The organism is Bacillus sp. FSL K6-0138 (genome assembly GCF_037982765.1).
Lineage (GTDB): Bacteria > Bacillota > Bacilli > Bacillales > Bacillaceae > Bacillus > Bacillus glycinifermentans.
In genome coordinates, this window is sequence record NZ_CP150286.1 from 1,672,653 (window position 1) to 1,698,092 (window position 25,440).

A 25,440-nucleotide genomic window follows, 5' to 3' on the forward strand; every position below is an offset into this window, starting at 1 on the left:
CAAGATTAGACGTAGGATTAAAAACGAACTGGAGGAAAAAGAAGATCGTCTTAAAACGGGTTTTTTCTCGAAGATCGTTCAGTTAGGTTTTTGACTGTCATCGTGTATAGTGAAATTTTTAAGAACGAACAAAGAAGAAAGGATGGGATTGATGAAAGAATATTTTTCAATTGGGGAAACAGCCCGTCTAAATAACATTTCAATTCAAACATTGCGCTATTATGATAAGATCGGAATTTTCAAGCCTCAATGTACAGATGAGGATAACGGCTATCGATATTACCATGTTAAACAGTTCTTTTATTGAGATATTATTAAATATCTCAAATATATTAAAACACCTTTGGAAGAAATTAAGCGCATTATCTCACATACATTTACCCCTGAACTGATGCAAACCTTTCTTGAGGAGCAAGAAAGCGTGATTGAGCGTGACATGGAAAAACTCGAACGTGCCAGGCAATTGCTTCAAAGAAGAAAGAATCAGCTTAATGAACAATTGGAGATACGTACTAAAAAAGAAGAAGGTCTGGTTTATGTTCGACATATAGAAGGCCAAACCATTTTAAAAGTAGCGACACCTCAAGTGAATCCTCATGACCAATCAGATTTGTACTACCGAAAATTGGCTGAAGTCCTTGAAGAAAGAGGAGCTATAATCGACAACTATTACGGACTTATTTATGATTTAAAGCCTTATAAAGATTCCGGTGATATTTGTTGCAACAGTGTTTATACGACGATTTATGATGGAGTAAAGATAGATATAGGAGAACAAAACATTAGGATAGATACAATCCCATCAGGTGAATATGTGTGCATTGCATTTGATTGCTCTTCAACAAATTATTTTTCGTATTATCAAAAACTGTACCATTTTATTGAATCTCACGGCATCCAAACGGATGGAAACGTATATCAAGTTTCTCTTCCAAACAGCTATAACTCATTAAGAGAAGAAGACTTCCTCACAGAATTTAGAGTGCTGAAAAAATAACGAACCCCTTGACCCTATAGTTGCTATAGGGTTTATGATTTGTACATCATTCTTATGAATATTTGAAAGGAAGGATGAGATGACAAATAAAGAAGATGGGATGCTTCGGTTGCGCATGCCGCAATGGCACGGCGGAAGCAACCTGCTGGGAGCCCATTGGCTTGCAGCTAAAACGAACGGTCCATTTGAAGAAGAACATGTCGATTTAGATGCGAGCCTCTCAAAATTTAATAAAAAATGAATCTAAAACAAAAGGAGCGATGAAGATGAGAACACCGATAGATAAACCAATTTGGTACGCCTACCCTGGAATGGTAGCTGTCGTTACGTCTCAATATGAAGGTAAAAAAAATGCAATGGCTTCCGGGTGGCATACGTATATTGGATCTTCTCCAGGAATGTATGGGATATCATTAAACAAAGAGACATATACTTACGAATTGATTGACAAAAGTGGCGTTTTCGGTGTCAATTTTCTTCCGGGGAGATGTTCGGAACTCATTCAAGCACTAGGCACCCATACCGGTAGAAATATAAATAAATTTGAAGCATTTCATATTCAATACGCAGCAGGACTAAAAGCCGAGGTACCGATTTTAAATGATGCGTATTTTGCTTATGAGTGTAAAGTACACAGTGTTTCCACTTTGGGCGATCAAGAGTGGATTGTGGGAGAAGTTTTACAGAGATATCAAGATAAAGAGCTTTTCTTAAAAAATGGAATGCCAAATTTAGAAAAACTGGATATTCCGCTTCATATTGGAGGGTCCAGCTATCGAATATTAAATAGTCAAGCAGAGGAACATCAACACCCGTTTTCTTCCAATTCTGATTGAAACTTTCAGGTTCCTCCACATTCATTGTTACGCGGCATACATGCTCATAAAACCCCACAAGAAAGAGTCCCAAAGACCGCAAAGCTTCTTTAAGAAATCTTTGCGGTCTTTTGATATTTCTAAGACTCAATTCATTTTACAAAACCGGGTTTTTGTAAATGAATGATAAGCTTTTATTTTATTGAGTGATATCTCAATACAAGGATTGTTTGTTCGAAAGAAAAAGAAGCAGACTTTCCGGGTCCACTTCTTAGTTGATTTTAATTGCGTTCTCCTATATTTACAACAATTCTTCCTCTTGCTTCGCCTCTTAATAAGGTAGGAAGAACATCCGGTAATTGATCAAGCGTTACTTCTTTCTGAACAAAGCTTTCTAAATTGGATGGCTTCAGTTCACCGGCTAGGCGCTGCCATGTTTTTTGTCTAGTTTCCATTGGACAATAAACGGAATCAATTCCTAACAAATTCACTCCCCTTAGTATGAACGGAAATACTGTGGATGGAAGCTTTGTACCGGCTGTTAACCCGCTAACGGCGACTGACCCTCCGTACTGAATTTGGCTAAGTATTGATGCCAGAGGCTCACCGCCTACAGGATCGACAGCAGCTGCCCATTTTTGTTTTTGCAACGGTTTTAAGGTGCCGTTATATACTTCATTCCGATGAATAACAGTTTTAGCGCCCAGTTCTTTCAGGTAGTTGCTTTCTTTTTCTTTCCCTGTACTTGCTTCAACATGATAACCGCCTGCTGAGAGAATAGACACAGCAAAACTGCCGACTCCGCCTGTCGCTCCTGTGACAAGCACCTTGCCTTTTTTAGGTGTGACATGATTTTCTTCAAGGCGCTGTACGGATAATGCAGCAGTAAAACCGGCAGTACCAATAATCATCGCTTCCTTTAATGTAAGACCCTCAGGAAGGGGGACAATCCAATCAGCAGGAATCCGAGCGTATTCACTGTAGCCGCCAAAATGGGAAACACCTATTTCATAGCTGGTAGCAATGACTTTGTCTCCTGCTTGAAAACGGTCATCCTCTGAGGAAACGACCACTCCAGATAAATCTATACCTGGAACAAATGGATAGGTTGATACAATTTTCCCTTGAGGAATGGCTGCAAGACTGTCTTTATAGTTTACACTGGAGTAACAAACCCGAATCAGTACTTCTCCCTTTTGCAAATCTGAAGAAGTTAACTTTTGGACATTTACTGAAAAATTTTGATTTGCATTGTTTATAACCAGAGCATTGAATTCCATGTTCAAAAATACTCCTTTTGATTTTCATCTAATATTTCAAACAATTTTTTGTACTTTGATATCATTTCTTCGTCCTCAATTTTATGACCAGAATTGTAAAAGGTGATTGAGCCCGATCCTTTACCAAGTCGGTTATAATCTACAAGAATTTTCTTCAACTGTTTTGCAGTACCGATACTGCCTGAAATGATATCAACGTTTATTCCAAACAGTTTTTTGAAAAACGGAAAATGAGTACACCCTAACACTATGGTTCCGTATTGCTTCAATTCAAAAGAAGATAGTTCGTTCTTTAGATATTTAATGATCTTGTCTTCACTAAAATCAAAGTTCTCGGCAAACTCAACCAGTCCTGAAAGAGCTAAGCAATCAACAAGGTCATAGTGATCAATTTCTTTTACTAAATTATGAAATTTCTCTTCTTTAAGCGTCAAATTAGTAGCAACTACTAGAACTCTTTTTCTTTCCTCTGTACATTTTTTTATAGCAGGCTTTACAGCGGGTTCGATTCCGATGATCGGAAAATCAAAATTTCTCCGAAGATCTTCTATAGCAATGCTAGTAGCTGTATTACATGCAATAACCAGAGCTTTGATATTTTGACCGGCCATAAATTCAACTGCACTGAAAACATATTCTTTAACTTCTTTCTTTGATTTTTCACCGTAGGGAACGTTTAAGGTATCAGCATAAAAAATGTAATCTTCATTAGGCAGAATTTTTATGGCTTCATACAATACAGTCATTCCGCCTATTCCAGAATCAAAAAATCCTATTTTCATAACTTTTCACGCTTTCTTTCTCATTCTTTTTTTATCATATGACTTCGAATCATCTTAATCAAACGAAAAAGAACCATTTTAATATTCGAATTTAATATGGGAGATATCTAATTTTCGAATAGGTTAGACTTAATTCAATATGTTACTTTATAGCAAAACTTAAGAAGGGAGAGATAAGAGTGAAAAGTGTCGGTGATGTAATATGGTGAAGTCATCAAAGTCAAATCAACCAATGAAGTATTCGGGTTTTGGGCTCATTCAGAACCACGATATAAACAGCCTTTCGAGAAAAATTACTAGAGAAGCTGATTTATTCAAAGTATGGCATCTTGGTATTCCTGATATTAATGAACGTAAATGGATGCTATGTATCAACGGGCTGGTTGATAGACCGATTGAATTAAGTTTGGAGGATTTAAAAGCATTTCCACAAACATCTGTAATGGCGTTTCATGAGTGTGCAGGAAATCCCCTTCATCCCAAAGTGCCGCAACGGCGAGTTGGAAACGTTGTCTGGAAAGGCGTCAGGCTCGCAGATTTATTCAGTATGGTGGGTGTAAAAGAAGAGGCATGCTTTGTTATTTCAAAGGGTATTGATCAAGGGATTTATAATCAAAAATACTATTCCGAATACGAGAAAGATCTTCCTCTGGCAAAGGCGTTAAATCCAAACGTATTAATAGCTTTGGAAATTAACGGCGAGCCGTTAACTGTAGAGAGAGGAGGTCCTGTTCGACTTGTCGTTCCCGGCTGTTATGGAACTAACTCTACAAAATGGCTGACTCATTTGATCGTTTCAGATGCAAGAAGCAAAAGTGATTTCACAACCAAATATTTGTTGACCGGGAAGCAGTTGACGGACAACCAAAAGAGTCACCGGTGTGGGCTGTAAGTCCAAACAGTATGATTGTACATCCTCAGAATGGACAATTGATTAAACATGAAGTACTTGATATTTTCGGTTGGACATGGGCAGAAAATCCAATTGTATCAGTTGAAGTATCTACTGATGGCGGAGAGAATTGGAAAGAAGCTATAGTTGAAGCCCGTAAGAATGTTGAGTGGCAAAAATTTTCTTTCCGTTGGCTCCCGAAATCTGCAGGTGAATATTTAATAATTGTGCGAGCGTTTGACTCATTAGGAAATTGCCAGCCTTTAACTTCAAGACGCAATCAAGTATCCAGGGCAATGATCTTCGTTCAAAATTCTTTGGACGAGAAAAATTTACATCCCAATATTGATTAGTTTCAGCATACAGGGAGCGAAATCAAGAAGAAAAAAGCAAACTATCTAACGCAGTTTGCTTTTTTGCTATACTTTATTATATAAACAATGAGATGCACACCTATATTTTTATATCCTCATGGCAAAGCTTATATAAAAGCTGCTTAACCGAAATTTGTTCAGTCAGTGATCGTATTCCTTGACCTGCCCACAAAGACATCTGATCATGGTTATTTTGAAGTGATGCCTGCTGTCTCATTGGCTTGGTCAGTGTATTTTGATAAGGATATGGAAGGGTTTGTGTCTCATATCCTTCTTTTTCTTCCATCCATTTATTCACGATTCCTCTTGCCTCTTTGCCTGAAAATAGTTTCGTAAGCTTTGTATCTGCTTCGTTTGCTTCTAGTATTTTCTGCTTATGTACTGCATGTGCGTTACTCTCGTGGCAAATTAAAAAAGCAGACCCGATTTGTACTCCTTGTGCTCCAAGCGTTAAAGCTGCTTTTACCCCTCTGTGGTCTGTAATTCCGCCTGCAGCTATGACTGGAACACCCAGTGCATCTGCTGCTTGTGGAACCAGAGCCATCAAACCTACGGCAGATTCACCTTTGGAAGGCAAGAATGCTCCACGATGTCCACCGGCTTCGCTGCCTTGAAGGACGACTATGTCCATTCCCCGTTCTTCCATTAACACTGCTTCTTCTACAGTTGAAGCGGTTCCAATTAAACAGCATCCAGAGGCTTTCAGTTCTTTTACTGCATCTTCAGGCGGCAGATCAAAAGTGAATGAGCAAGCCTTCACTTTGTATCTTAAGATAATATCGATTTTTTGATAGAAGTCATCCCACTCGTCTTGTACAGATTTGAATTGATTTGCTTGATCAGCTAACGGGATGTTTTTTTTCCACTTTTCAACTTGTTCTTCTGAAGGTGTTTCAAGGTCTGACGGAACAAACACATTAATTTGAAAAGGAGCGTCTGTCAGCTCAAACATTTCTTTTGTTTGTTGTTCCAGTATTTCTGGCGTAAGGTATCCCGATGCCAAACTCCCGAGAGCGCCTTGATTCGAAACTGCTGATGCAAGTCGTGGCTTTGTAATACCGCCAGCCATTGGAGCCTGAATAATAGGCTTCGTTAAGGAAAACATCTTCATAAATTCATTCATACCGAATCCCCCCGTTAAGACATGACTTTTTGAAAAAAGTGACATTTTCAATTTTGCTCAAAGATCCGTATTCGCTTAAACATTTAGTTTTCCTTCTTTGTCAACTCTGTTTTTTCTGAAAATGCGCCCTCATATGAGTTAAAAAAGCAGATAAAGCAGGTGTTATTAAAGTGTCTTTTCGCCTAATAAACATAGTGGTAACTAAAGAATATTTGTCAGAGATGGTATGGCTGCGGATGCGTCCTTGTTTTTCATGTGCCGCAATAATTGAACGGGGCAGGAGTGAAATGCCCAAGCCGGCACTGACACAACCAATGATCGCTTCAAGTATTCCAAATTCCATCAATTTTACAGGCAATAAACCTTCTTCTTGCAGGATATGATTGAGTTTTGCTCTGTAAGAGCACCCCTCGCGGAATACCAGCATTGTTTGTGTTTGAACATCATGAAAGGAAGAAACAGCTGTGTGTGAAGCACTCGTAACCAGAACCAACTCTTCTTCCAATACCTTTTCTTGAACTAAATCAGGATGTTCAATAGGACCTGAAATAAAAGCGCCGTTTAACTCATAGTGTAACACTGCTTGTATTTGTTGTTCGGTAGGTCCGGTTTCTAATGTTAAATCAACGTTCGGATAATGGTTACTATAATCTGCAAGGAGTTCAGGCAGCCAAACCGCAGCCGTTGTTTCCATGGACCCAATACGCAGAGGTCCGGAAGGTGCAGATGATTCACCCATGGCTGCTCTAGCTTCTTCAATGGTATTTAGAATTTTTTCTGAATATGAAACAAGAATTTGCCCTGTGGGGGTAAGTGTGATCCCTCGTCTATGGCGATAGAATAATTTTGTCTGTAAATCGGCTTCCAGTTGCTGTATCTTATTCGTTACGTTCGATTGTGCATAATTTAAAGCTTGAGCTGCCTTAGAAATACTGCCTTCTCGAGCAGTAGTGAGAAAAACTTTCAACAGCTGAATATTCATAATGATCCTCCTGAAAATTGATATCTAATTTTGAGATATCTAACATCTTAATTTTGAATTATATATGATAGGTGAACTTCATGTAAACTAAGCTTTGAAAAGTAAGCTATTTCGTGAGTGAGCCAAGTAAAAAAAATCAATATTGAGCACTGGAGGGATATTAATGACGACATATCATTTTATAGAAATAAAGGGCATAAATGTATTTTACCGCAAGGCTGGGGATCCAAAAAAACCGGTGATTTTATTGCTTCATGGTTTTCCAACTTCAAGTCATATGTTCCGGGAACTAATACCTGTTCTAGCCAATGACTATTATGTAATTGCGCCCGATTACCCAGGTTTCGGTAATACGGCCTCACCTGACAGAGAAAAGTTTGAATATACATTTGACCACATTACTGAAATTGTTGCAGCTTTCGTAGATCGGCTTAGTCTAAAGAAATATGCACTTTATGTCTTTGATTATGGCGCCCCCATCGGCTTTCGTTTAGCTTTGAAACATCCGGAACGCATTGCAGCAATAATCAGTCAAAATGGAAACATCTATCGGGAAGGTTTGGGGGAAAAATAGGCTAAGCGGGAAGATTATTGGAAAAATCCAACACAAGAAAAAAGAGACAGCTACCGTACAGCATTTGCACCAGAAACAATTAAGAATCAGTATCTTGATGGGACACAAAATAATCAAGTATCGCCAGATGGCTATACTCTTGATATTGCATATATGTCCCGGCCGGGAAATGATGAAAAACAATTAGATTTAATCTTCGATTATCAAAATAATGTAAAACTTTACCCGGCATTTCAACAATATCTGCGTGAACATCAACCGCCTTTATTGGCAGTATGGGGTAAAAATGACGTTTCGTTTATTCCGCAAGGTGCTCTAGCCTTTAAAAAAGATTTGCCTGATTCCGAGGTTCATTTATTAGATTCTGGACATTTTGCATTGGAAACACATGCGAATGAAATCGGGAGATTGATTTTAAATTTTTTAAAAAATCACGTTATATAAACTATGGGGCACGATTAGGGGAATTAATTTTTATAAGGAGAGATTTGGTTGAAGGAGATATCACCTAAACAAGGGATGATTCTTATTACTTCCCTTGTTATGATTTGGAGTTTGAATTGGCCTGTTACAAAGATTGCGTTGGAATATACACCTCCTTTTCTGTTCTCAGGCATGAGAACTTTTCTTGGTGGGATCATTCTATTAATTGTTTTTTTTCCGAAAATCAGGAATTTGAATCTCAGAGAAAACTGGGGCATATATTCAATATCCACTATTTTTAATGTTATTCTCTATTATGGACTCCAAACAATTGGACTAAATTATTTACCTTCTGGATTATTTTCAGTTATTGTTTTCCTTCAGCCGGTATTAGTCGGAATGATGGCCTGGATATGGCTACAAGAGGAAATGACAAAATCTAAGTTCATTGGTTTGATTATGGGCATTATAGGAGAAGCGGTGATTAGCGAAGGGAGCTTGTCGGGGGAAATTTCAATTGTTGGTGTTTTACTTGCCGTGGGTACCGCAGTAAGTTGGGCGATTGGGACAGTCTACGCCAAAAAAATAGAACAGAGGGTAGACGTACTAAGCATGATCATCGTTCAGTTTATCATTGGCGGTATTATGCTGACTGCCATCGGTGCTTCGATTGAGAATTGGCGAGACATTCAACTGAATTTTTCGTATGTGTTTGGTTTATTATTTGGAGCTATTCTAGTCATTGCCTTGGGGTGGTTAATTTACTTCACGTTAGTTAGACTTGGAGAAGCGAGTAAAGTAGCTTCTTACATGTTTGTTATACCAATCGTTGCATTAATGATTGGCGCACTTTTCTTGAATGAACCAATTACTTTAAATATACTGGCAGGCATAATTTTGGTTACACTAAGTATTTATTTTGTAAATAGGAAGCCGAAGAAATTAGATGTTGCAAGAATTCAGAGTTAACACCTGTGAACTAATACATGCCAGGCTACACAATTTTATTGAGAGCCTAGTGAAATAAAAAAGCCGGAATTTTAGACCGGCTTCTTGCGCTTCTCCTTCTCCGCGCGATAAAATTCATGAAACATTTTCTTCTCAATCCGCGACACATAGCCGTTGCGCGAAATCCCGAGATCCTTCGCGATTTCGCGCTGCGTTTTTTCTTTTTTCAAATCAAGGCCGAAGCGGCCGACGATGACTTCTTTTTCTCTGAGTAATGAATTTTTTTCCGCTTACAAAGGACACGTACACTATATGCAACAAATAGAAACTTCCCTGGAGTAATATTTTTAAGAAAAGCAGTTGACATCCCCTGCTACTCGGTTATACAATGTACATGTAATAAGCAGTACTGAATAGCGGGATTTCCCAATGGCTATTCAGTAAAATTTTCCTTTGGTACTAAGTTATACTGAATATAAGTCGGACAAAAAAGGGAGGTTCTGAGTATGGAAAATTTAACTGAAATGCTGAAGGGTTCGCTGGAAGGCTGCGTGCTGGAAATCATCAGCCGCCATGAAACCTATGGCTACGAGATTACCCGCCGCCTGAACGAGCTTGGGTTTACCGAAGTTGTGGAAGGGACGGTCTACACCATCCTCATGCGATTAGAAAAGAAAAAACTTGTGAACATAGAAAAGAAACCGTCAGATATGGGACCGCCCCGCAAGTTTTACTCACTTAATGAGGCTGGGCGCCAGGAACTTGAATTATTTTGGAAAAAGTGGGATTTTGTATCGTCAAAAATCAATGTCTTGAAGTCAACCTAGCTTCATGAGATATTCCGTCCGAAATTTTTAGAGTGTCTTGTTCAGCTTTATAAAAAAGGAGGAAAAATAACATGATGGAAATGTTCAAAAAAATGATTGGTGATAAAAAAGAGTACAGGATGATGATGGCACGGGTTAAAGCCCTTCCAGATGACTACCAGTTTGTATTTAAGAAAATTCAAAACTACATGTGGAGTTTCTCAGCGGGCAGCGGGATGGACATGTTGCACATACAGTATGAATTAATCGAGTTGTTCGAAGCCGGTGCGGCGGAAGGCAGACAAGTGCTGGAAATCACAGGGGACGATGTGGCGTCGTTTGCCGACGAACTAGTGGCAAACGCTAAAACCTATGTCGCCAAGTATCGCGAAGATTTGAATCAGAGTATCATGAAGCGATTGGGAAAAAAATAAAGAATTCAATAGATAATATTGACTGAATAGCTGGATACAAATGTGAATTGCCGCCTTCGCTATTCAGTTATATTTTCAACCGCTAATAAGTTATACAGATTATCAGTCACACTAAATAGAGAGTATAGGCAATCTGGTTCCGTACTGCGCTTTTTATAAGGAGGAAAAAAGTATGAACAATGCAGCGATTTCTGTAAAAGGGTTAAAAAAAACCTTTACAGACAAGGAAGTCTTAAAAGGGGTGGATTTTGAGGTGCGGCGCGGCGAAATTTTTGCACTGCTGGGCTCAAATGGAGCGGGCAAGACGACGACTGTCAACATCCTCTCGACGCTGATGAAGCCCGACGGCGGAGAAGTAGGTATTTGCGGCTTTGACGTCCAGCGTCAACCGGATCAAGTTCGCCAGAGCATCAGCCTGACAGGGCAGTTCGCAGCTTTAGACGGCATGCTCACCGGGCGGGAAAACCTGATGATGATTGCCAAGCTGCGGGGAGTTTCCAATCCCGCTCAAGTCGCCGACAATCTGCTTGCAAGATTCAGCCTGACCGATGCGGCCAACCGCCGGGCGGATAAGTATTCCGGCGGGATGAAGCGCCGGCTTGACATCGCCATGAGCCTAATCGGGACGCCAGCTGTCATTTTTCTCGACGAACCGACGACAGGTCTTGACCCTGAAGCGCGGCTTGAAGTCTGGGATACCGTCAAGGAGCTTGCCGGCGGCGGCACGACCATCTTGCTGACAACCCAGTATCTGGAGGAAGCCGAACAACTGGCGGACCGTATCGCGATCCTGCATGGCGGAAAAATCATCAAGACCGGTACTCTTACCGAACTCAAAGAGATGTTCCCGCCAGCGAAAGTAGAGTACATCGAGAAGCAGCCGACATTGGAGGAAATTTTCCTCGCGATCATCGGCAAAAAGGAGGGGATGTAAATGAAAAGCAAAACAGGGGTTTTACTAGGGCGTTTAATGCGAAACATCATGCGCAGCCCGGATACAATTATTACGGTGGCGATTACGCCGATTATGATGCTGCTGCTGTTTGTCTACGTATTTGGCGGCGCCATAGAGACAGGCACGGACAACTATGTCAATTATTTATTGCCGGGAATCTTGCTGATGGCTATCGCATCCGGCGTCGCCTATACTTCCGTGCGTCTGTTTACGGATGTAAAGAGCGGGCTGATGGCGCGTTTTATTACCATGCCCATCAAGCGCTCGTCGGTATTGTGGGCTCATGTGTTGACCTCGCTTGTTTCCAATATGCTTACTGTCGTGGTGGTTATTCTCGTCGCGCTCTTGATGGGCTTCCGTTCCAGCGCTGATATCCTGGATTGGCTCGCGGTAGCTGGGATACTCGGGCTGTTTACGCTGGCGCTGACATGGCTGGCGGTCATTCCCGGATTGACAGCAGGGTCTATGGAAGGAGCGACAGCCTACTCGTACCCGCTGATTTTCCTGCCGTTTATCAGTTCGGCCTTTGTCCCAACCGAAACCATGCCTAAAATTGTCCGTGCGTTCGCCGAGAACCAGCCCGTGACTTCAATCGTAAATGCGATTCGTGCCCTCTTGTATGAAGGGTCTGTTGGCAAGGATATCTGGATCGCGCTTGCCTGGTGCGTCGGCATCATGGTCATCGCTTACTTCTTCGCCAGTAAAGAATTTAAACGCAAGTTAGGGTAAGTTTATGGGATTTGCCATATCATTATAAAGAAGCAACAGCGAAGATACGCGGGATTATTGATGAGCTGTCTGAGCACCTTGTTGCCGTATTTACCTTTTAAAAGAAAACAACATTGATCAGGTTAATAAAAACCACCAAGTTCATTTCAGCTGGGTGGTTTTTATATTCATACTCGCCATTTAATATCAACAGTGGCGGAACGTTGCATAATGCTGCCACTTTACCCCTATACAAAGGGGAAATGGACACTATAAACACTGAAAAAAGATTTGCACATAATACTAATTTTATAAACAAATGTTGCTATGGGATTGTGGCATAAATGGATATCAATGTTGAACATTGGGAATTACTCAGGGAATACCATGAAAGTTTAGATAAAATTAAAAGTCGGTGAGAGACTCCAGTGTGTATTTACAGTCGCAATAAGAGGTTAGCAGAAGATGCACCGTTACCTAGCCAAATTAGCGCACTTCAAGGTAAAAAGTAAAAAGAGGCCAGGTTGATATAATCCTGAGCCTCTTCATCGATCTCACTTCCCCTTCGCCTTCTTCCGCTTCTCCTTTTCCGCCCGGTAAAACTCATGAAACATCTTCATCAGCGCCCGCTTCTCAATCCGCGACACATAGCTCCGCGAAATCCCGAGCTCCTTCGCGATTTCGCGCTGCGTTTTTTCTTTTTTCAGATCAAGGCCGAAGCGGCCGACGATGACTTCTTTTTCTCTGCCGTCAAGGATGTCGATGTATTTTTTGACTTTTTCAAGCTCCATGTTGAGCTGGATGGTGTCGATGACGTCTTCGTTTTCCGATTTGAGGACATCGATGAGGCTGATTTCATTGACTCCCAGAGGTTATCCGTTTTTGTTGCGCTAAAGTGGTAAAGGGATTAGCTGGTTTTGGTCAGGAATTATTGTTTAATTCAAAAAGGTTTTAAAAAGCCAGTAAGCGGACCACGACAAACAATATATTTAAATAAGTTGCCGAATAAGTCATGCAGAATTTTTATCGGCATTAGTTATTAGTGCTAAAAAATTAAATACTAACCTACTTCAAGAGGTAAGTGATATGTCAGCCTCAACTCACTTAAGATAAGAGCTCAAACAATGGGTGGATGCATGTTGTAAGTTCATGAGTTTATAAAACGGATGTTTTTTTCAGTTTTAACGAATTAACCATAATAAAAAAAGTTGTCCGACTCATTTGGCGAAATGGCTATTTAGGATAGGAGACATCTTATAATCTCTAATGAAACAACAAGGCGGCTTCATCGGCCGCCGTATTGAGTTTTTTAACACCTGCATCATGTTCAAATTATTTCAGCATAAATATAATTAGGAAGGAACTATTTGACACTTACTTTTTCATTACCTATTGATAAATTAAGTTCCTCATAGGTAACAACTTTATTTTTGCTTTCTCCGAACTTTCTAACGACCGGAGTTGGATTTTGATTAAAATTCATACTAAGACTTTGATTAGAGTAGTGGCCAGCTGGATCAATATAATATTTATAATCAATTATTCTTTCTAAATCTATATCTGCATATGCAATTCCTTCTTTTTCAGCTTCAATCATCTCACTAATAGGTTCTCCATCTGGTCCATAAATACAAGTATGTCCACTTTTAAACGTATCAAAGTAATCTCTTTGCTCTTTCGTTTCACAAATCATTTTTTTCATTTCTTCTGAATAAATTGACGAAGTCATTACTACAAAAGTTTGGGTAGAAATTGCATAATATCTACTTGAGATTTCATCATCGAAATATCCAGGCCAAGAAGCTACATGAACTTGTTCATTTTGAGAATTCATAGCAAGAAGATTTAATGGTACCTGATGTTCCCAACACATACATCCACCCAAATTTCCAATTTCAGTTTCAAACACAGGCATTAAGCTTCCGCTTCCATCCCCCCAGCAGAGCCTTTCAGCAACAGAAGCTCGCATTTTTCTATGTTTTCCAATTAAATCTCCTTCTGGATTAAACCATAATTGTGCTAGATATAATGATCCCCCATCTTTCTCACTGCAGGAAATACAAACGTAGGTTTTATTTCTTTTTGCTGCTTCGCTTATTTTTTGAACTGCTAAACTAGGAATTTCCACTGCATTTTTATATAATTCGTGATACCATTTTCTTGTGTATTCTGGATGTCCGATAAAAGCAAACCAAGGGTACCCTGGTAAGAAAGCTTCCGGAAATGCTACTAATTTTGCTCCATTTGCTGCTGCTTCATCAATTAGATTACAAGACTTTTCAACTGTTGCATCTAAATTCAAGTACACTGGTGCAGCCTGAACTGCTGCTGCTTTAAACTTAGGATATTGTTTTGACATAATTATACGCACCTCGCCTTTAATATTTTTATTATTTTCCGATTTGATTATACCAATTATTTTCTTTTTTGCTTGTCAAATAAACAAAAATACAATTATGTGTAACATTTTACAAATAACGGATGGGTGATAACCCATCCAATTTTCGATTTCTGAGAACGGCTGATGAACAACTGCGGAACATAACAATTGGGGGAGGTTTCTCATTGGGACTAAGTAGAGTAGCCAGATGCTGAACCAATAAAATGTTTCGTAAAGGATGTTTGTGGGAGGCTAATTAAACAATGGAATTTGAGAGCACCTATTCTACTAAGAGGAAAAATAAATGTAGGAAGTCCCAAAAAGATCAGTCTTACGCTGATTCATTTTAAGTTCGGTGAACAAGTAAAACCGCAAGCATGTAGCTGCAGCTACTAATTTAAGTAATTGGAACAAACGAAGGGGGCATTATTTTTTTAGGACAGCAGGAGCGTATACACGTATGTATCCTCGTCCTTAAAATTTACCTTTACATCATCAGAACTCCAGTTAATTAAAGATCCGCCTAACATACAAAAGAAAAAAGCCTTTTTGATTCAAAAGGCTTTAAAATGTCCTCTATATTCTCTTCAGTTTATACAACATTCCCTGCTGCCTGCTTCTGAAGATAATCGGACTGAAGGCAATACGCGATGACTTTCTTCTTGTATTGTTTGACGACATCTATACGGTCATTGTAAGTAAATATCAACAGTCTCATTTCTTTTTTTCCTTTTTTTGTGTCAATGACCACCGGCGTTCCACCGTCCTTTGGATGTAAATATAAATGCTCATCCCCTGGGAATATATAATACTTCTCCATAAATACAGCTTCATTAAAATGTTGAATCACTTCTTTTTTATCCTGGCCATCAAGGCACTTTCCGCCGATCGTTACGGTGGAATTCTCGTCGCTTAGTTTTGAATGCACTTCGAATTTGGCGGAAATCCATTCGACGACGCCGGATGGAAGGCACGTCAATACAAGTTTAACAAGGAACAACAGAATAAGCATCGTTATAGAAATCCATGTCATATTTCATCATCTCCATTATATTATTTAAGATAAAAAAATTTAGGTTTGGTTGTTTTTCATCTGACAACCCTCATCTTTTAAAAAGCACAATTATTATAAAAGAAAAACAGTTAATAATCACCATCCAATTCCAGATGAAAATTACCATCCATTGATAAGCATCTAACTGACCATTATTGATTGGCTTTTAAAAGAATGGATTATCCTACTGGGGCATTGTATACGCGATTCTCTTTTTTAGATCTAATAAACAGTTGATTATAATATACTTTTTAAATTTTAAGGGCTAACGGGAGCAATGAGGTCCGACAGAGGAAACCAGCCACCAAAAGGGGGAACAGACACACCAGAGTAACCGGACCGGCGAACTCCAAAAGTTCCACAGATAATCTTTTTAGGTACAATGAAAAGGCGTAAGTCTGAAATTCTACAGAGCTCAAGCCTTTTCAATTTGTCTTTATAAAATTTTAATATGGCAATAGAAGCGTTGAGTATCCAAAGAGATATACTCCGCAATCATTCATATAGTTTTTGAAATTAAAAAACATATTATTTTAACCAATCTTGGATAAAGTTGACTAATGATTTTGCACCAGGTGACATGTGTCGTAAGGAGATACTAGCTATGCCGATTGTACGGCAATAATTTCCCTCCAACGGAATTATTTGAAGGTCATCGGGAAGACGATAAAGAATCATCTCAGGGAGGATACTGATTCCCAGTCCATTTTGCACCATAGAAATAATCGCCTGGTCCTCTGAAATTTCATATTTTATGCTTGGCTTAATTTTATGTTGCTTTAAAATTCTTCGTACATCCTTATCAATACTGGATTTTGGCATAATAAAAGGTTCATCATTCAGTTGTTTTAAATAAATGATGTCTTGTTTTGCCAAAGGGTGGCCCTCAGGTAAAATGCATAGAATCCGATCTTGTTTTAGAGGAAGCACTTCATATGCCTTGGAAACTGGTAATGACAAAAAGCCAAAATCAATCGTTCCGTCTGCTATCCAACTGTCGATTTCATCGTAATCCCCTTCAAAAAGTTTAATTTCGATGTCAGGAAAATATAGATTAAACTCTTTAATAATCTTGGGCAACCATTGAATAGATACACTTGGGAGTGTACCAATTCGTACAACACCAACTTCCAGTCCATGTATTTTCGAAACTTCTTGCATCATTCGTTCATTCCATTTTAGTATTTCCCTCATGTATTGTAGCACTGTTTCTCCGTTACTCGTCAGTTGAATGCCGGAACGACCTCTGGACAGCAAGGTGAACCCGAAGTCAGACTCAAGACCTGAAATCGCATGACTGACAGCGGATTGAGTTAATCCGACAACATCTGCTGCTTTGGATAAACTTCCTGTTTCTACTACTGTTCTAAAAATATCATATCTCACCAAAGTCATTGTTTAATCCACCTCTCAAGTATTAATTTTATTCATAATTCATATTATAATTATTCATTTGATTTATATAAAGAAGTATTTATAATTAAAAACAATTAAATACCCCGAGTAAGTTAATTGGATTAATCAGTGATTAAATAAAAAGAATGAAAAGGAGAGTGTTTTCATTGAGTACACTACCTGATAATAAAATTGTACCTTATTCAATGGAAGTGATGACGACAAAGCTGTTTACCAATATAGAAAAAAAAGTCGTTGGTAAATATGGTGAAGTAGGTAAAGCACTGCTTAAACAAGGAATTGAAAATTTTGGATATAAAGATGCTGAAGACATCGCTCGGAAAGCAGTAATTGAGGGAGACATACACACATTATTTGATTACATCCCAAAAGACCATGACACAGAAAATAAATATACCAACCTTACACCATTTGCTTTGTTTGCAAAGCTATTTGCACAAATTACAAAGCCAATTGTCGATATGTATGGCGACGATGGTGAAAAAACTATCCAAGAAGGAATTTGGGAATTTGGCGAAAATCGGGGTTATGGGATAGCGCAAAGGGCAAGAGTAAACGGGCAAGATAATACAATTGAAAATTACTTGCCTAACTATGATATGGGACGTAGTGAGCTATTCACGATTGAAGAGAATTATACACCTGGAGAGATCGAGCAGACTTTCAAGGTGTGCCCCCTAGGTCAGCAATGGGCCGATGACAATATGCATAAATACGGACTTGTTTATTGCACAATAATTGATGATGCAATTGCCCATGGATATAACAATAAATTTAATGTCGTACATGACGAACTACTTCTCAAACACGGACAGTGCCATTTCCGTTTTCAACTAGAGGATGAAGAAAAAGAAAATGATTAATATTAATCGATTAACTAATCATTTACAGGAATTAGCCGTTATTGGAAAAACAAAAGATGGTGGAATTAATCGTTTTTCTTATACGGATGAAGAAAAATGTGCCAATGAACAACTTGAACAATACATGAAGGCTGCAGGTCTGTCTGTTGAGTATGATGCAATCGGAAATTTGATTGGAAGCACGAAGAGGGAAGAGGGATTACCTGTTATTTTAATTGGATCACATATTGATACAGTACCAAACGGCGGAAAATATGATGGTAGTTTAGGAGTTTTGACAGCAATAGAAGTCATCCATTCCTTAAAAGAGAATAATATTAGGCTGAAACATCCATTGAAAGTAATCGCTTTTAAGGATGAAGAAGGTACTCGTTTTGGCTATGGCATGATCGGAAGTAGAGCGGTTGCAGGTACATTAACAGAAGAAGATCTAAAAAGAAAAGACCAGAAAGGGATCTCAATAGAACAGGCGATAAATCAACATGGTTTCAACAAGGATCGACTCCAAAGTGCAAAACTAGAAAACGTAAAATGCTATATGGAGGTTCATATTGAACAAGGAAAAGTATTGGAGCATCAAAATGCAGCAGTAGGTTGTGTCACAGGAATAACCGGTCCTGTATGGCTCCAGTTTACATTATCAGGGTTAGCTGAGCATGCAGGGGCAACACCGATGGATCAGCGACAAGATGCATTAGTCGGTGCAAGCTTAATCATTGCAGAGGCAGAAAAAATAGCAAAGGAATATCCTTCAGCTGTCGCTACGGTTGGCCAATTGTCCATAAAGCCCAATGGAGTCAATGTTATACCTGGTGAGGTAACCTGGACATTTGATATTCGGGATATTGATGAGGACATTCGAGATCAAGTGGAGCGAAGAATTAAGCAATTCTCTGAAATGATAGCTGCTGAACGGCGACTTGGTCTTGAAGTGCTTGAATTGCAGCGTGTGGCACCTCTTCGTTGCGATCAAAATATCCAAGAAGTTATTAAAGATTGTATACGAAAAATAAATGAACCTGTGATTTCATTACCGAGTGGTGCTGGACACGACGGGATGCAATTCAAAGATCTATTTCCAGTGGGGATGATTTTTGTCAGGTCAAAGGATGGTATTAGTCATAATCCAAAGGAATTTTCATCAGAGCAAGATATAGAGAAAGCGGCAAAGGTGTTATACCAAAGTATTTTAAAATTGGATTCCGACAAATAAAAATTGATTATGATCCTGATACTTCAAATTGTAGTCATCAGCTGGCTTTTATACACAAAATTTAACTATGTTTAATCAGGGTTAAAGGAGATTAAAAAACTAATGAATTTTATGGGCTCAACCATTGTTTTTATTGAAATTATCGTGTATATAATTCTAATGCTATTGGTAGGTGTCTATTTTAGCAGAAAAGATTTAAATCATGCAGATTATTTTTTAGGTGGTAATAAGCTTCCTGGCTGGGCCCTTGCTTTTTCCGAGAGAGCAACAGGTGAGTCGGCTTACATGTTCCTTGGAGCGGTAGGTTTTATTTATGTATCAGGTTTATCAGGAGTTTGGATTTTATCTGGAATGTTTCTTGGAATACTATTTTCATGGCTAGTATTAGCGAAAATATTTATGAAAGAAACGAAAAAATATGGTGTGTATACATTAACAGACTATATTGCGGTAAGATTCCCCAAACATAGTAATGTGATTCGCTGGTTATCATCGATCATTATGGTTTTCTTTTTTACATGTTATCTCGCAGCCCAGTTTTCAGGAGTGGGTAAAACTTTATACTCCTTTTCGGGGTTAAATATTACAGTAGGATCAGTTATTATTGCAGTTATTATCATTGCTTACTCTTGCATGGGCGGATTTATGTCGGTTGTATGGACTGATACGATTCAAAGTTTCTTGATGCTAATTTCGTTTATTATCGTACCAATTGCAGGATTTATTGAAATACGGCAAAATAACTTATCCATTTCAACTGCCTTGAGCTCAATGGGAAATGGAGCTGATAATTGGTTTGGCGGATTTACTGGAGTAGCCTTGGGCGCAATGCTGTTCACAAATCTGTCTTGGTTCTTTGGATGGCTTGGCGGACAGCCGCAGCTAAGCTCCAGGTTTATGGCTTTAAGAGATAAAAAAGAGCTTAGAACAGGTCAAAAAGTTGCAATTGTTTGGACTTTAATTGTTTATGTAGGCGCATTTTTATCAGCTATTTTTGCCTCTGTTCTGTATAAACAAGGAGAAGTTGCGGATTCAGAAATGATATTACCGCATATGGTTTACGATTTATTGCCGCACTGGGTTGCAGGCATTATCATATCAGGTATTTTAGCTGCTATTATGTCAACTGCATCTTCCCAATTACTTGTTATTACAACATCAGTAAGTGAAGATATTATTCATAAAGCGATGGGAATCACTATTAAGAGTACAACTTTAGTGAAACTATCCCGCTTCGTCGTTATAGTAAGTGGTGTAGTAGGTATTGTTATTTCATTAGCATCTGGCTCGATTATTTATAATATAGTAAGTTTTGCATGGGCAGGAGTAGGCAACACATTCTCTGCGGTCATCCTGTTAACCTTCTTTTGGAAGAAAACGTCTGGTGCAGGAGTAATCGCTACGATTATTATTGGATTTGTCAGTTCAATACTATGGACCATCTCCCCGTTAGAAGCAATTGTATCTGCAAAAGCTGCTACATTTTTTATCTGTCTCATCGGAGGTATTATTGTAAGCTTGTGTTATCCTGAAAATCGATCGTAAATTTTTTGGTAATTTACTCCTTAGCAATGGAAGAGCTCTATTTTTGATAATATTTATTCGAGAAGAAAAGACGGGAGGTCCTAAGGGTGGTAAAAGAAGATCATTCTGTAAAAGTTGCTGTCGTGCAGGCGGCATCCATTATTATGGATCGCGATGCAACTATCAACAAAGCAGTCCGTTTAATAATGCAAGCAAGCGAAAAGGGAGCTAAAATCGTCGTTTTTCCCGAGGCATTTATACCGGCCTATCCAAGAGGATTATCTTTCGGCACGATGATCGGAAGCCGCTCGGAAGAAGGACGGAAAGATTGGTATCGTTACTGGGAGAATTCAATAGAAGTTCCAAGTGAATCAACTGAAAAGCTTGGAGAAGCCGCTAGAGAAGCAGGGGTTTATCTTATAATTGGCGTCATCGAAAGGGATCGTGAAAATAGCGGAGGGACACTTTATTGTTCAGTATTATTTTTCAACCCTGATGGCGAATTTATGGGAAAACACCGCAAGTTAAAACCAACTGCCTCCGAACGAATTGTTTGGGGGGAAGGTGACGGTAGCACACTTCCTGTATTTGATACACCGTATGGCAAAATTGGAGCACTAATATGTTGGGAAAATTATATGCCCCTAGCAAGAGCTGCAATGTACGCTCAGGGCGTACAAATTTATATCGCGCCAACCGCAGACGCGAGGGAATCCTGGCAATCGACAATCCGCCACATTGCCATGGAGGGAAGATGTTTTGTTTTGTCCTGCAACCAGTATGTAAAAAAAGATATGTATCCACAGGACTTAGCTTGTTATGATGAGCTCAAATCTTCTCCTGAAGTCATGTGCAGGGGAGGAAGCGCTATTGTTGGCCCGCTGGGGGATTTTGTTACCGAACCTGTTTGGGAAAGAGAAGAAATCATCATTGCTGATCTTGACATGAAACAAATTACATACGGTAAATTTGATTTTGATCCTGTTGGCCATTATGCAAGACCTGATGTTTTCCAATTGCGAGTAAATAAGGAAAAACAAGAAGGGGTTAAGTGGAAGTTTCAATAATGTTATTCCAGTCTTTTGATGTTTAATAATCTACTGACAAAAAAACATTTAGGAATTGGAGCGAAAACTTTGTAATGTTTGACTGGGAAATTAGGTGTTGAACAAACATTTTACAAAAGGTCAGATCATATTCCACCCTGGACGGATCCTTTCCTAGATTATAGTACTGTTAGGAGTAGTGTGGTAACGCGATTGTTGTTTTGTATTTTTCCTGATATATAATTGATTTTGTTAAAGGGGCCTATTTTAAAATGATTGAAGTGGAGGCCGTTAAATGGATTGGAAACCAAATCGTGCAGATAAGACACCTATTTACAAGCAGATTGCAAATTATATCGAACAGGGAATTTCTTCGGGAGTTTTCTCACCTGATAGTGTTTTGCCTTCAGAACGTGCTCTAGCAAATGAATTACAGGTAAATCGAAGCACGGTGGTAGCTGCCTATGAAGTGTTACAGTCGCTTGGGTTAGTGGAACGAAAAAGAGGGAGTGGAACACGTATTAGTACGGATATATGGGGGATATCACATAAGCGTATTCCGAATTGGACCAGGTATGTGGAAGATGGTTCTTTTCTGCCTAATCTCCCTTTGGTTCAACGGATTCGCACGGAAACTCAAAAAAATAATTTGATTAATTTAGCTAGCGGCGAATTGACGCCACGGTTGTTTCCGACTGACCAATTTCGAACGATTCTTTCTGACCACCCATTTATGGGGCACCTTGGCTATGATCATCCACTAGGAAATGTAATTTTAAGGGAAACGATCGCTTCTCACGTAAAGGAATACAAAGATATAGATACTAGTTCTTCATCTATTCTTATTACATCGGGTGCCCAGCAGGCCCTTCACCTAATTGTTCAATGTCTGCTGAAGCCGGGAGATGCAGTTGCAATTGAGGATCCATCCTATTGTTTTTCCCTTCCGCTGTTCAAGTCCGCCGGCCTAAGAACCTTCCTATTACCTGTAGATGAAGATGGTTTCAATCCTGATGATCTGATATCTTTGCATAAGAAACATCGAATTCGAATGGTCTTTTTAAATCCTGACCATCAAAACCCTACAGGTACGGTGCTTTCTTTGGAACGTCGAAAGAAGGTCTTAGAGTTATCCGCTAAATTCGGCATTCCGATTATAGAAGATGATCCCTATAGTTTAACTACCTTTGATGGAAATGTCCATCCAACCTTAAAAACGATGGACCATGATAGGAACATTTTATATATTAGTTCTCTGTCAAAAATTATCGCATCAGGATTACGGATTGGGTGGGTTATTGGTCCCCCGCAGGTGATTCAACGCCTGGCAGATGCGAAACAACAAGTTGACTTTGGCCATAGCGTTTTTCCACAATGGATTGCAAATGAATTTTTAGGGTCAACACATTTCGGTAAACATATTTCAATGCTTCGAAAAGAATTGAAATATCAAAGGGATGAGATAACTGCTAGTCTCGAGGAAACATTAAGTGGGGAAACAGAGTTTTTTATACCAGAGGGTGGAATCCATGTGTGGTGCAAATTAAATAGTATCAGTAACGAATATCACTTACTTGAGGAATCAATGAGAAGGGGAGTGGCTTTCGTTCCAGGAAGCATTTTGGGTTCAAAAAAAGGATACGTACGCTTTACTTTTGGTCGGGGAGAGAGACACTTAATCCGTGAAGGTATTTCGCGATTTGCAGATGCATTAAAAAGTATTCAACTCAATCGATAATCACAATAAAATGCTGTTTATACAGTAAATAAATACGTGAAAATGATTCATGAACTAGTTATGGATCATTTTTTGTTTTTAGACAATCATAGATGCGGTCTCGAGTTTTTTCTGTAGCCAATGCTTGAAATAACGATGATATTTGGGATGCACCTTTTTTTCTTGAATACAGAAGGAAATGTTCTGTTAAAACATATTTTGATGTGATGCTGTTTTACAAAACATAGATAAATAAATGTATAGCGGCTGTATTAATTTTTTGTAAAAAATAACCACTAAGTTTCGTGTCACGGATTGTTGCATTTTCAAACCGGTTATTACGGAGATCTAGTGTCGAGCAAAGATCGTAGCGCTTCCGCGAACCTGGATATTCCTGTATCAATTTCATTAGTTTGGGTTCTGGCAAATGTAAAGCGTACAAAGCCGGAATCCGAACCGTAGACGCTTCCCGGTACGAACACGACCCCTTTTCGGATCGCTGCATCTAGCAGTTTGCTGTCATTAACGTTCGGTAGTAGACTGCACCACACATGAAGGCCACCTTGAGGAATGTCGTACATGAGTAAGTCTGGTAGTTCCCTTTTCAGCGCCTTGATCAGCAGGTCTCGCTTAAATTGCAGTTTTTTACGCAAATATTCCAAATGCGGTTCAAAATAATCCGATTTCAGAAATTGCGCGGCGACCTGCTGCGGAATGACGCTTAATCCAAAGTCCATCTGCTGCCTGGCATCTGCCAAACGTTCCACAATGGAACGTGGCGCGACCATCCAGCCAATACGCAAGCCTGAAGCGGCGATTTTGGAAAGCGAGCCGACATACAGGATGGAACCGACCGTATCCATCGATTTTAGAGGTGGGGGCGGCATTCCATCATAAGCGGTTAAGCTAAAAGGATCGTCCTCCACAATCGGTAAAGCTAATTCGCTGGTCACTTTTAGCAATTCTTTACGGCGATCTTCAGCGAGAACGGTTCCTGAAGGATTCTGATAATTCGGATTAAGAAATACCATTTTGATACGATGTTTCTTGTATAAGGCACGAATCTCATCGGGACGAATACCCTGCTGATCTACGGAAAGTCGGAACAACCGCAGTCCGGCGGATTGAAACATCGGCAGCGAATAGTAATAAGAAGGGTCTTCGATCGCTACGGCGTCCCCTGGCGACAATAGACATTGCGTAATCAAGTACAGTGATTGTTGTGACCCAGACGTGATCAGAATAGATAATTCGCTTGTCTGAATTGACCGATGTCTTTTCAAATAGGAAACGAGAGCTTCTCTTAGTGGAATATACCCTTGTGGATTGTCGTAGCCAAGATAAGACGTATAGCGATGCGCACTCATTAGACTTGCGATTTCATCCATTGGAGTCAAGTCCGCTGCGAGCTCACCGCTTGCGAAATCGATCAGCAGCTGATCTCTCAGCGATTCACGGATTTTGCGCATAAAAGGTGTGATTGGCAGTAGGTTACTTCCTTCGGCATATCGTTTCCAATTTGGCGTAGGGGTAGCTCCCCATTTGGTTGTACTAACACGCGTACCACTACCCGTCCGGCTTTGAATAATGCCGAAAGAGCGCAGGTGAGCGTAGGCTTGAATAACGGTACTTCGGTTCACCCCCAATTGTTCAGCCAATTTCCGTTCCGATGGCAAAAGGCTGCCCGGTGGAAACTTGCTATATGAAATTCCCTGTTCTATATAGTCAGCAATTTGCTCATAAAGCGGCTTGTTGCTTTGACGATCAAGCTTCCACAAGTTTTACACCTTCTTTCAAATTTGAAATTATACTACAGTGTACCCAGTAACGAGGTAGGGATCAAAGTGAACATCTCAGAATGATTTCATCCTTAGCGACTTAGTCCATCAGTCCTTTTAAAACCGGCATTTGGAGATCAGAGGCAGCAGCGCCAGAACACCGATGAGCGGCAAAAAAGCGATGCCCACGCAATATCGTTATGCCAAAAAAATTTAATCAATAACATATTCTATAATAAGGAAGTCAAGAAGAAATTAATCCATCCAATTCGCAGATATTTTAACCATCCACTTAACATAAATGTGATTTAAAAAAAGATAGAAAAGGGGACCGCCTCTATGTTGATTTTTAGTTT

General features: G+C 39.4%; 21 protein-coding genes and 6 pseudogenes. 17 read left to right on the top strand and 10 right to left on the bottom strand.

The genetic code is table 11. The features are described 5' to 3' along the window. Positions 1-151 precede the first annotated feature (151 nt). The 3 genes and pseudogenes from MHB78_RS08980 (at position 152) to MHB78_RS08990 (ending at position 1,833) form a co-directional block, all read left to right on the top strand. Positions 152-997 (top strand): annotated as a pseudogene (locus MHB78_RS08980) (MerR family DNA-binding transcriptional regulator). A gap of 79 nt (positions 998-1,076) precedes the next feature. Continuing rightward, positions 1,077-1,238, top strand: coding sequence for an arginase (locus MHB78_RS08985; protein ID WP_099047064.1), 162 nt, complete (start codon positions 1,077-1,079; stop codon positions 1,236-1,238). Between the two features lie 25 nt (positions 1,239-1,263). Beyond that, on the top strand, positions 1,264-1,833 hold the full coding sequence (locus MHB78_RS08990) for a flavin reductase family protein (protein ID WP_046131581.1): 570 nt from the start codon (positions 1,264-1,266) through the stop codon (positions 1,831-1,833). A 260-nt stretch (positions 1,834-2,093) separates the two neighbouring features. Here MHB78_RS08990 and MHB78_RS08995 read toward each other — a convergent pair whose 3' ends face one another. Both MHB78_RS08995 and murI read right to left on the bottom strand, forming a co-directional pair. Beyond that, positions 2,094-3,098 (bottom strand): acryloyl-CoA reductase, encoded by a 1,005-nt coding sequence (locus MHB78_RS08995; RefSeq protein ID WP_099047063.1) that lies wholly within the window; start codon positions 3,096-3,098, stop codon positions 2,094-2,096. Beyond that, entirely contained in the window at positions 3,095-3,874 is a 780-nt protein-coding gene (gene murI, locus MHB78_RS09000) for a glutamate racemase (RefSeq protein ID WP_046131583.1), read from the bottom strand. Before murI ends, MHB78_RS08995 begins: the two co-directional genes overlap by 4 nt. A gap of 202 nt (positions 3,875-4,076) precedes the next feature. Between murI and MHB78_RS09005 the strand changes: the two genes are divergently transcribed. From MHB78_RS09005 to MHB78_RS09015, 3 genes and pseudogenes are all read left to right on the top strand, one after another. Continuing rightward, positions 4,077-4,766 (top strand): molybdopterin-dependent oxidoreductase, encoded by a 690-nt coding sequence (locus MHB78_RS09005; RefSeq protein ID WP_046131584.1) that lies wholly within the window; start codon positions 4,077-4,079, stop codon positions 4,764-4,766. Positions 4,767-4,777: 11 nt separating this feature from the next. After that, a pseudogene (locus MHB78_RS09010) lies at positions 4,778-4,987 on the top strand (sulfite oxidase); the annotation flags it as partial. Then, positions 4,964-5,119, top strand: a pseudogene (locus tag MHB78_RS09015) (hypothetical protein); the annotation flags it as partial. The pseudogenes MHB78_RS09010 and MHB78_RS09015, both read left to right, overlap by 24 nt. Positions 5,120-5,219: 100 nt before the next feature. Here the strand turns inward: MHB78_RS09015 and MHB78_RS09020 are convergent. After that, positions 5,220-6,263 carry a nitronate monooxygenase gene (locus MHB78_RS09020; protein ID WP_046131585.1) on the bottom strand — a complete coding sequence of 348 codons (1,044 nt, stop codon included), beginning with the start codon at positions 6,261-6,263 and terminating at the stop codon, positions 5,220-5,222. A gap of 100 nt (positions 6,264-6,363) precedes the next feature. Next, on the bottom strand, positions 6,364-7,245 hold the full coding sequence (locus MHB78_RS09025) for a LysR family transcriptional regulator (RefSeq protein WP_046131586.1): 882 nt from the start codon (positions 7,243-7,245) through the stop codon (positions 6,364-6,366). A gap of 163 nt (positions 7,246-7,408) precedes the next feature. Between MHB78_RS09025 and MHB78_RS09030 the strand changes: the two are divergent. Next, positions 7,409-8,263, top strand: a pseudogene (locus MHB78_RS09030) (alpha/beta hydrolase). A gap of 48 nt (positions 8,264-8,311) precedes the next feature. Then, the gene (locus tag MHB78_RS09035) at positions 8,312-9,211 is read left to right on the top strand and encodes a DMT family transporter (protein ID WP_046131587.1); all 900 of its coding nucleotides are present in this window, start codon (positions 8,312-8,314) and stop codon (positions 9,209-9,211) included. Between the two features lie 71 nt (positions 9,212-9,282). Here MHB78_RS09035 and MHB78_RS09040 read toward each other — a convergent pair. Then, positions 9,283-9,459: pseudogene (locus MHB78_RS09040) on the bottom strand (sigma factor-like helix-turn-helix DNA-binding protein); the annotation flags it as partial. Positions 9,460-9,696: 237 nt separating this feature from the next. Here MHB78_RS09040 and MHB78_RS09045 point away from each other — a divergent pair. The 4 genes from MHB78_RS09045 (at position 9,697) to MHB78_RS09060 (ending at position 12,114) form a co-directional block, all read left to right on the top strand. Then, positions 9,697-10,017 (top strand): PadR family transcriptional regulator, encoded by a 321-nt coding sequence (locus MHB78_RS09045; RefSeq protein WP_006637664.1) that lies wholly within the window; start codon positions 9,697-9,699, stop codon positions 10,015-10,017. A 71-nt stretch (positions 10,018-10,088) separates the two neighbouring features. Next, positions 10,089-10,430, top strand: a complete 342-nt coding sequence (locus tag MHB78_RS09050) for a DUF1048 domain-containing protein (protein WP_046131588.1) — start codon at positions 10,089-10,091, stop codon at positions 10,428-10,430. A gap of 172 nt (positions 10,431-10,602) precedes the next feature. Further along, positions 10,603-11,364: an ATP-binding cassette domain-containing protein gene (locus tag MHB78_RS09055; RefSeq protein WP_046131589.1), complete on the top strand. Its 762-nt coding sequence runs from the start codon at positions 10,603-10,605 to the stop codon at positions 11,362-11,364. Continuing rightward, positions 11,365-12,114: an ABC transporter permease gene (locus tag MHB78_RS09060; RefSeq protein ID WP_046131590.1), complete on the top strand. Its 750-nt coding sequence runs from the start codon at positions 11,365-11,367 to the stop codon at positions 12,112-12,114. A 533-nt stretch (positions 12,115-12,647) separates the two neighbouring features. Here the strand turns inward: MHB78_RS09060 and MHB78_RS09065 are convergent. The 4 genes and pseudogenes from MHB78_RS09065 to MHB78_RS09080 form a co-directional block, all read right to left on the bottom strand. Beyond that, positions 12,648-12,953 (bottom strand): annotated as a pseudogene (locus MHB78_RS09065) (sigma-70 family RNA polymerase sigma factor); the annotation flags it as partial. 503 nt (positions 12,954-13,456) lie between these two features. After that, the gene (locus MHB78_RS09070; RefSeq protein WP_046131591.1) at positions 13,457-14,452 is read right to left on the bottom strand and encodes a carbon-nitrogen hydrolase family protein; all 996 of its coding nucleotides are present in this window, start codon (positions 14,450-14,452) and stop codon (positions 13,457-13,459) included. A gap of 613 nt (positions 14,453-15,065) precedes the next feature. Further along, the gene (locus tag MHB78_RS09075) at positions 15,066-15,506 is read right to left on the bottom strand and encodes a YfmQ family protein (RefSeq protein ID WP_046131592.1); all 441 of its coding nucleotides are present in this window, start codon (positions 15,504-15,506) and stop codon (positions 15,066-15,068) included. 549 nt (positions 15,507-16,055) lie between these two features. Next, a complete protein-coding gene (locus tag MHB78_RS09080) occupies positions 16,056-16,922 on the bottom strand; it encodes a LysR family transcriptional regulator (RefSeq protein ID WP_046131593.1) in 867 nt (288 codons plus the stop codon). Between the two features lie 167 nt (positions 16,923-17,089). Here MHB78_RS09080 and MHB78_RS09085 point away from each other — a divergent pair, with 167 nt between their 5' ends. The 5 genes from MHB78_RS09085 to MHB78_RS09105 all read left to right on the top strand — a co-directional run bounded on the left by MHB78_RS09085 (position 17,090) and on the right by MHB78_RS09105 (position 23,327). Beyond that, a complete protein-coding gene (locus MHB78_RS09085; protein ID WP_231947366.1) occupies positions 17,090-17,806 on the top strand; it encodes an L-2-amino-thiazoline-4-carboxylic acid hydrolase in 717 nt (238 codons plus the stop codon). Then, positions 17,784-19,019, top strand: a complete 1,236-nt coding sequence (locus MHB78_RS09090) for a Zn-dependent hydrolase (protein WP_241657030.1) — start codon at positions 17,784-17,786, stop codon at positions 19,017-19,019. Before MHB78_RS09085 ends, MHB78_RS09090 begins: the two co-directional genes overlap by 23 nt. A 102-nt stretch (positions 19,020-19,121) precedes the next feature. Beyond that, entirely contained in the window at positions 19,122-20,564 is a 1,443-nt protein-coding gene (locus MHB78_RS09095; protein WP_231947365.1) for a sodium/proline symporter, read from the top strand. Positions 20,565-20,650: 86 nt separating this feature from the next. Further along, entirely contained in the window at positions 20,651-21,610 is a 960-nt protein-coding gene (locus MHB78_RS09100; RefSeq protein WP_099047062.1) for a carbon-nitrogen hydrolase family protein, read from the top strand. Between the two features lie 274 nt (positions 21,611-21,884). Continuing rightward, a complete protein-coding gene (locus MHB78_RS09105) occupies positions 21,885-23,327 on the top strand; it encodes a PLP-dependent aminotransferase family protein (RefSeq protein WP_046131596.1) in 1,443 nt (480 codons plus the stop codon). 317 nt (positions 23,328-23,644) lie between these two features. Here MHB78_RS09105 and MHB78_RS09110 read toward each other — a convergent pair whose 3' ends face one another. Next, a complete protein-coding gene (locus MHB78_RS09110) occupies positions 23,645-25,084 on the bottom strand; it encodes a PLP-dependent aminotransferase family protein (RefSeq protein WP_046131597.1) in 1,440 nt (479 codons plus the stop codon). Positions 25,085-25,440 lie beyond the last annotated feature (356 nt).

Coding starts and splice junctions, on each gene's coding strand:
- MHB78_RS08985 (WP_099047064.1), top strand. CDS start 1,077: ATGACAAATAAAGAAGATGGGATGCTTCGGTTGCGCATGCCGCAATGG.
- MHB78_RS08990 (WP_046131581.1), top strand. CDS start 1,264: ATGAGAACACCGATAGATAAACCAATTTGGTACGCCTACCCTGGAATG.
- murI (WP_046131583.1), bottom strand. CDS start 3,874: ATGAAAATAGGATTTTTTGATTCTGGAATAGGCGGAATGACTGTATTG.
- MHB78_RS09005 (WP_046131584.1), top strand. CDS start 4,077: ATGGTGAAGTCATCAAAGTCAAATCAACCAATGAAGTATTCGGGTTTT.
- MHB78_RS09020 (WP_046131585.1), bottom strand. CDS start 6,263: ATGAATGAATTTATGAAGATGTTTTCCTTAACGAAGCCTATTATTCAG.
- MHB78_RS09025 (WP_046131586.1), bottom strand. CDS start 7,245: ATGAATATTCAGCTGTTGAAAGTTTTTCTCACTACTGCTCGAGAAGGC.
- MHB78_RS09045 (WP_006637664.1), top strand. CDS start 9,697: ATGGAAAATTTAACTGAAATGCTGAAGGGTTCGCTGGAAGGCTGCGTG.
- MHB78_RS09050 (WP_046131588.1), top strand. CDS start 10,089: ATGATGGAAATGTTCAAAAAAATGATTGGTGATAAAAAAGAGTACAGG.
- MHB78_RS09055 (WP_046131589.1), top strand. CDS start 10,603: ATGAACAATGCAGCGATTTCTGTAAAAGGGTTAAAAAAAACCTTTACA.
- MHB78_RS09060 (WP_046131590.1), top strand. CDS start 11,365: ATGAAAAGCAAAACAGGGGTTTTACTAGGGCGTTTAATGCGAAACATC.
- MHB78_RS09070 (WP_046131591.1), bottom strand. CDS start 14,452: ATGTCAAAACAATATCCTAAGTTTAAAGCAGCAGCAGTTCAGGCTGCA.
- MHB78_RS09075 (WP_046131592.1), bottom strand. CDS start 15,506: ATGACATGGATTTCTATAACGATGCTTATTCTGTTGTTCCTTGTTAAA.
- MHB78_RS09080 (WP_046131593.1), bottom strand. CDS start 16,922: ATGACTTTGGTGAGATATGATATTTTTAGAACAGTAGTAGAAACAGGA.
- MHB78_RS09090 (WP_241657030.1), top strand. CDS start 17,784: ATGAAGAAAAAGAAAATGATTAATATTAATCGATTAACTAATCATTTA.
- MHB78_RS09095 (WP_231947365.1), top strand. CDS start 19,122: ATGAATTTTATGGGCTCAACCATTGTTTTTATTGAAATTATCGTGTAT.
- MHB78_RS09105 (WP_046131596.1), top strand. CDS start 21,885: ATGGATTGGAAACCAAATCGTGCAGATAAGACACCTATTTACAAGCAG.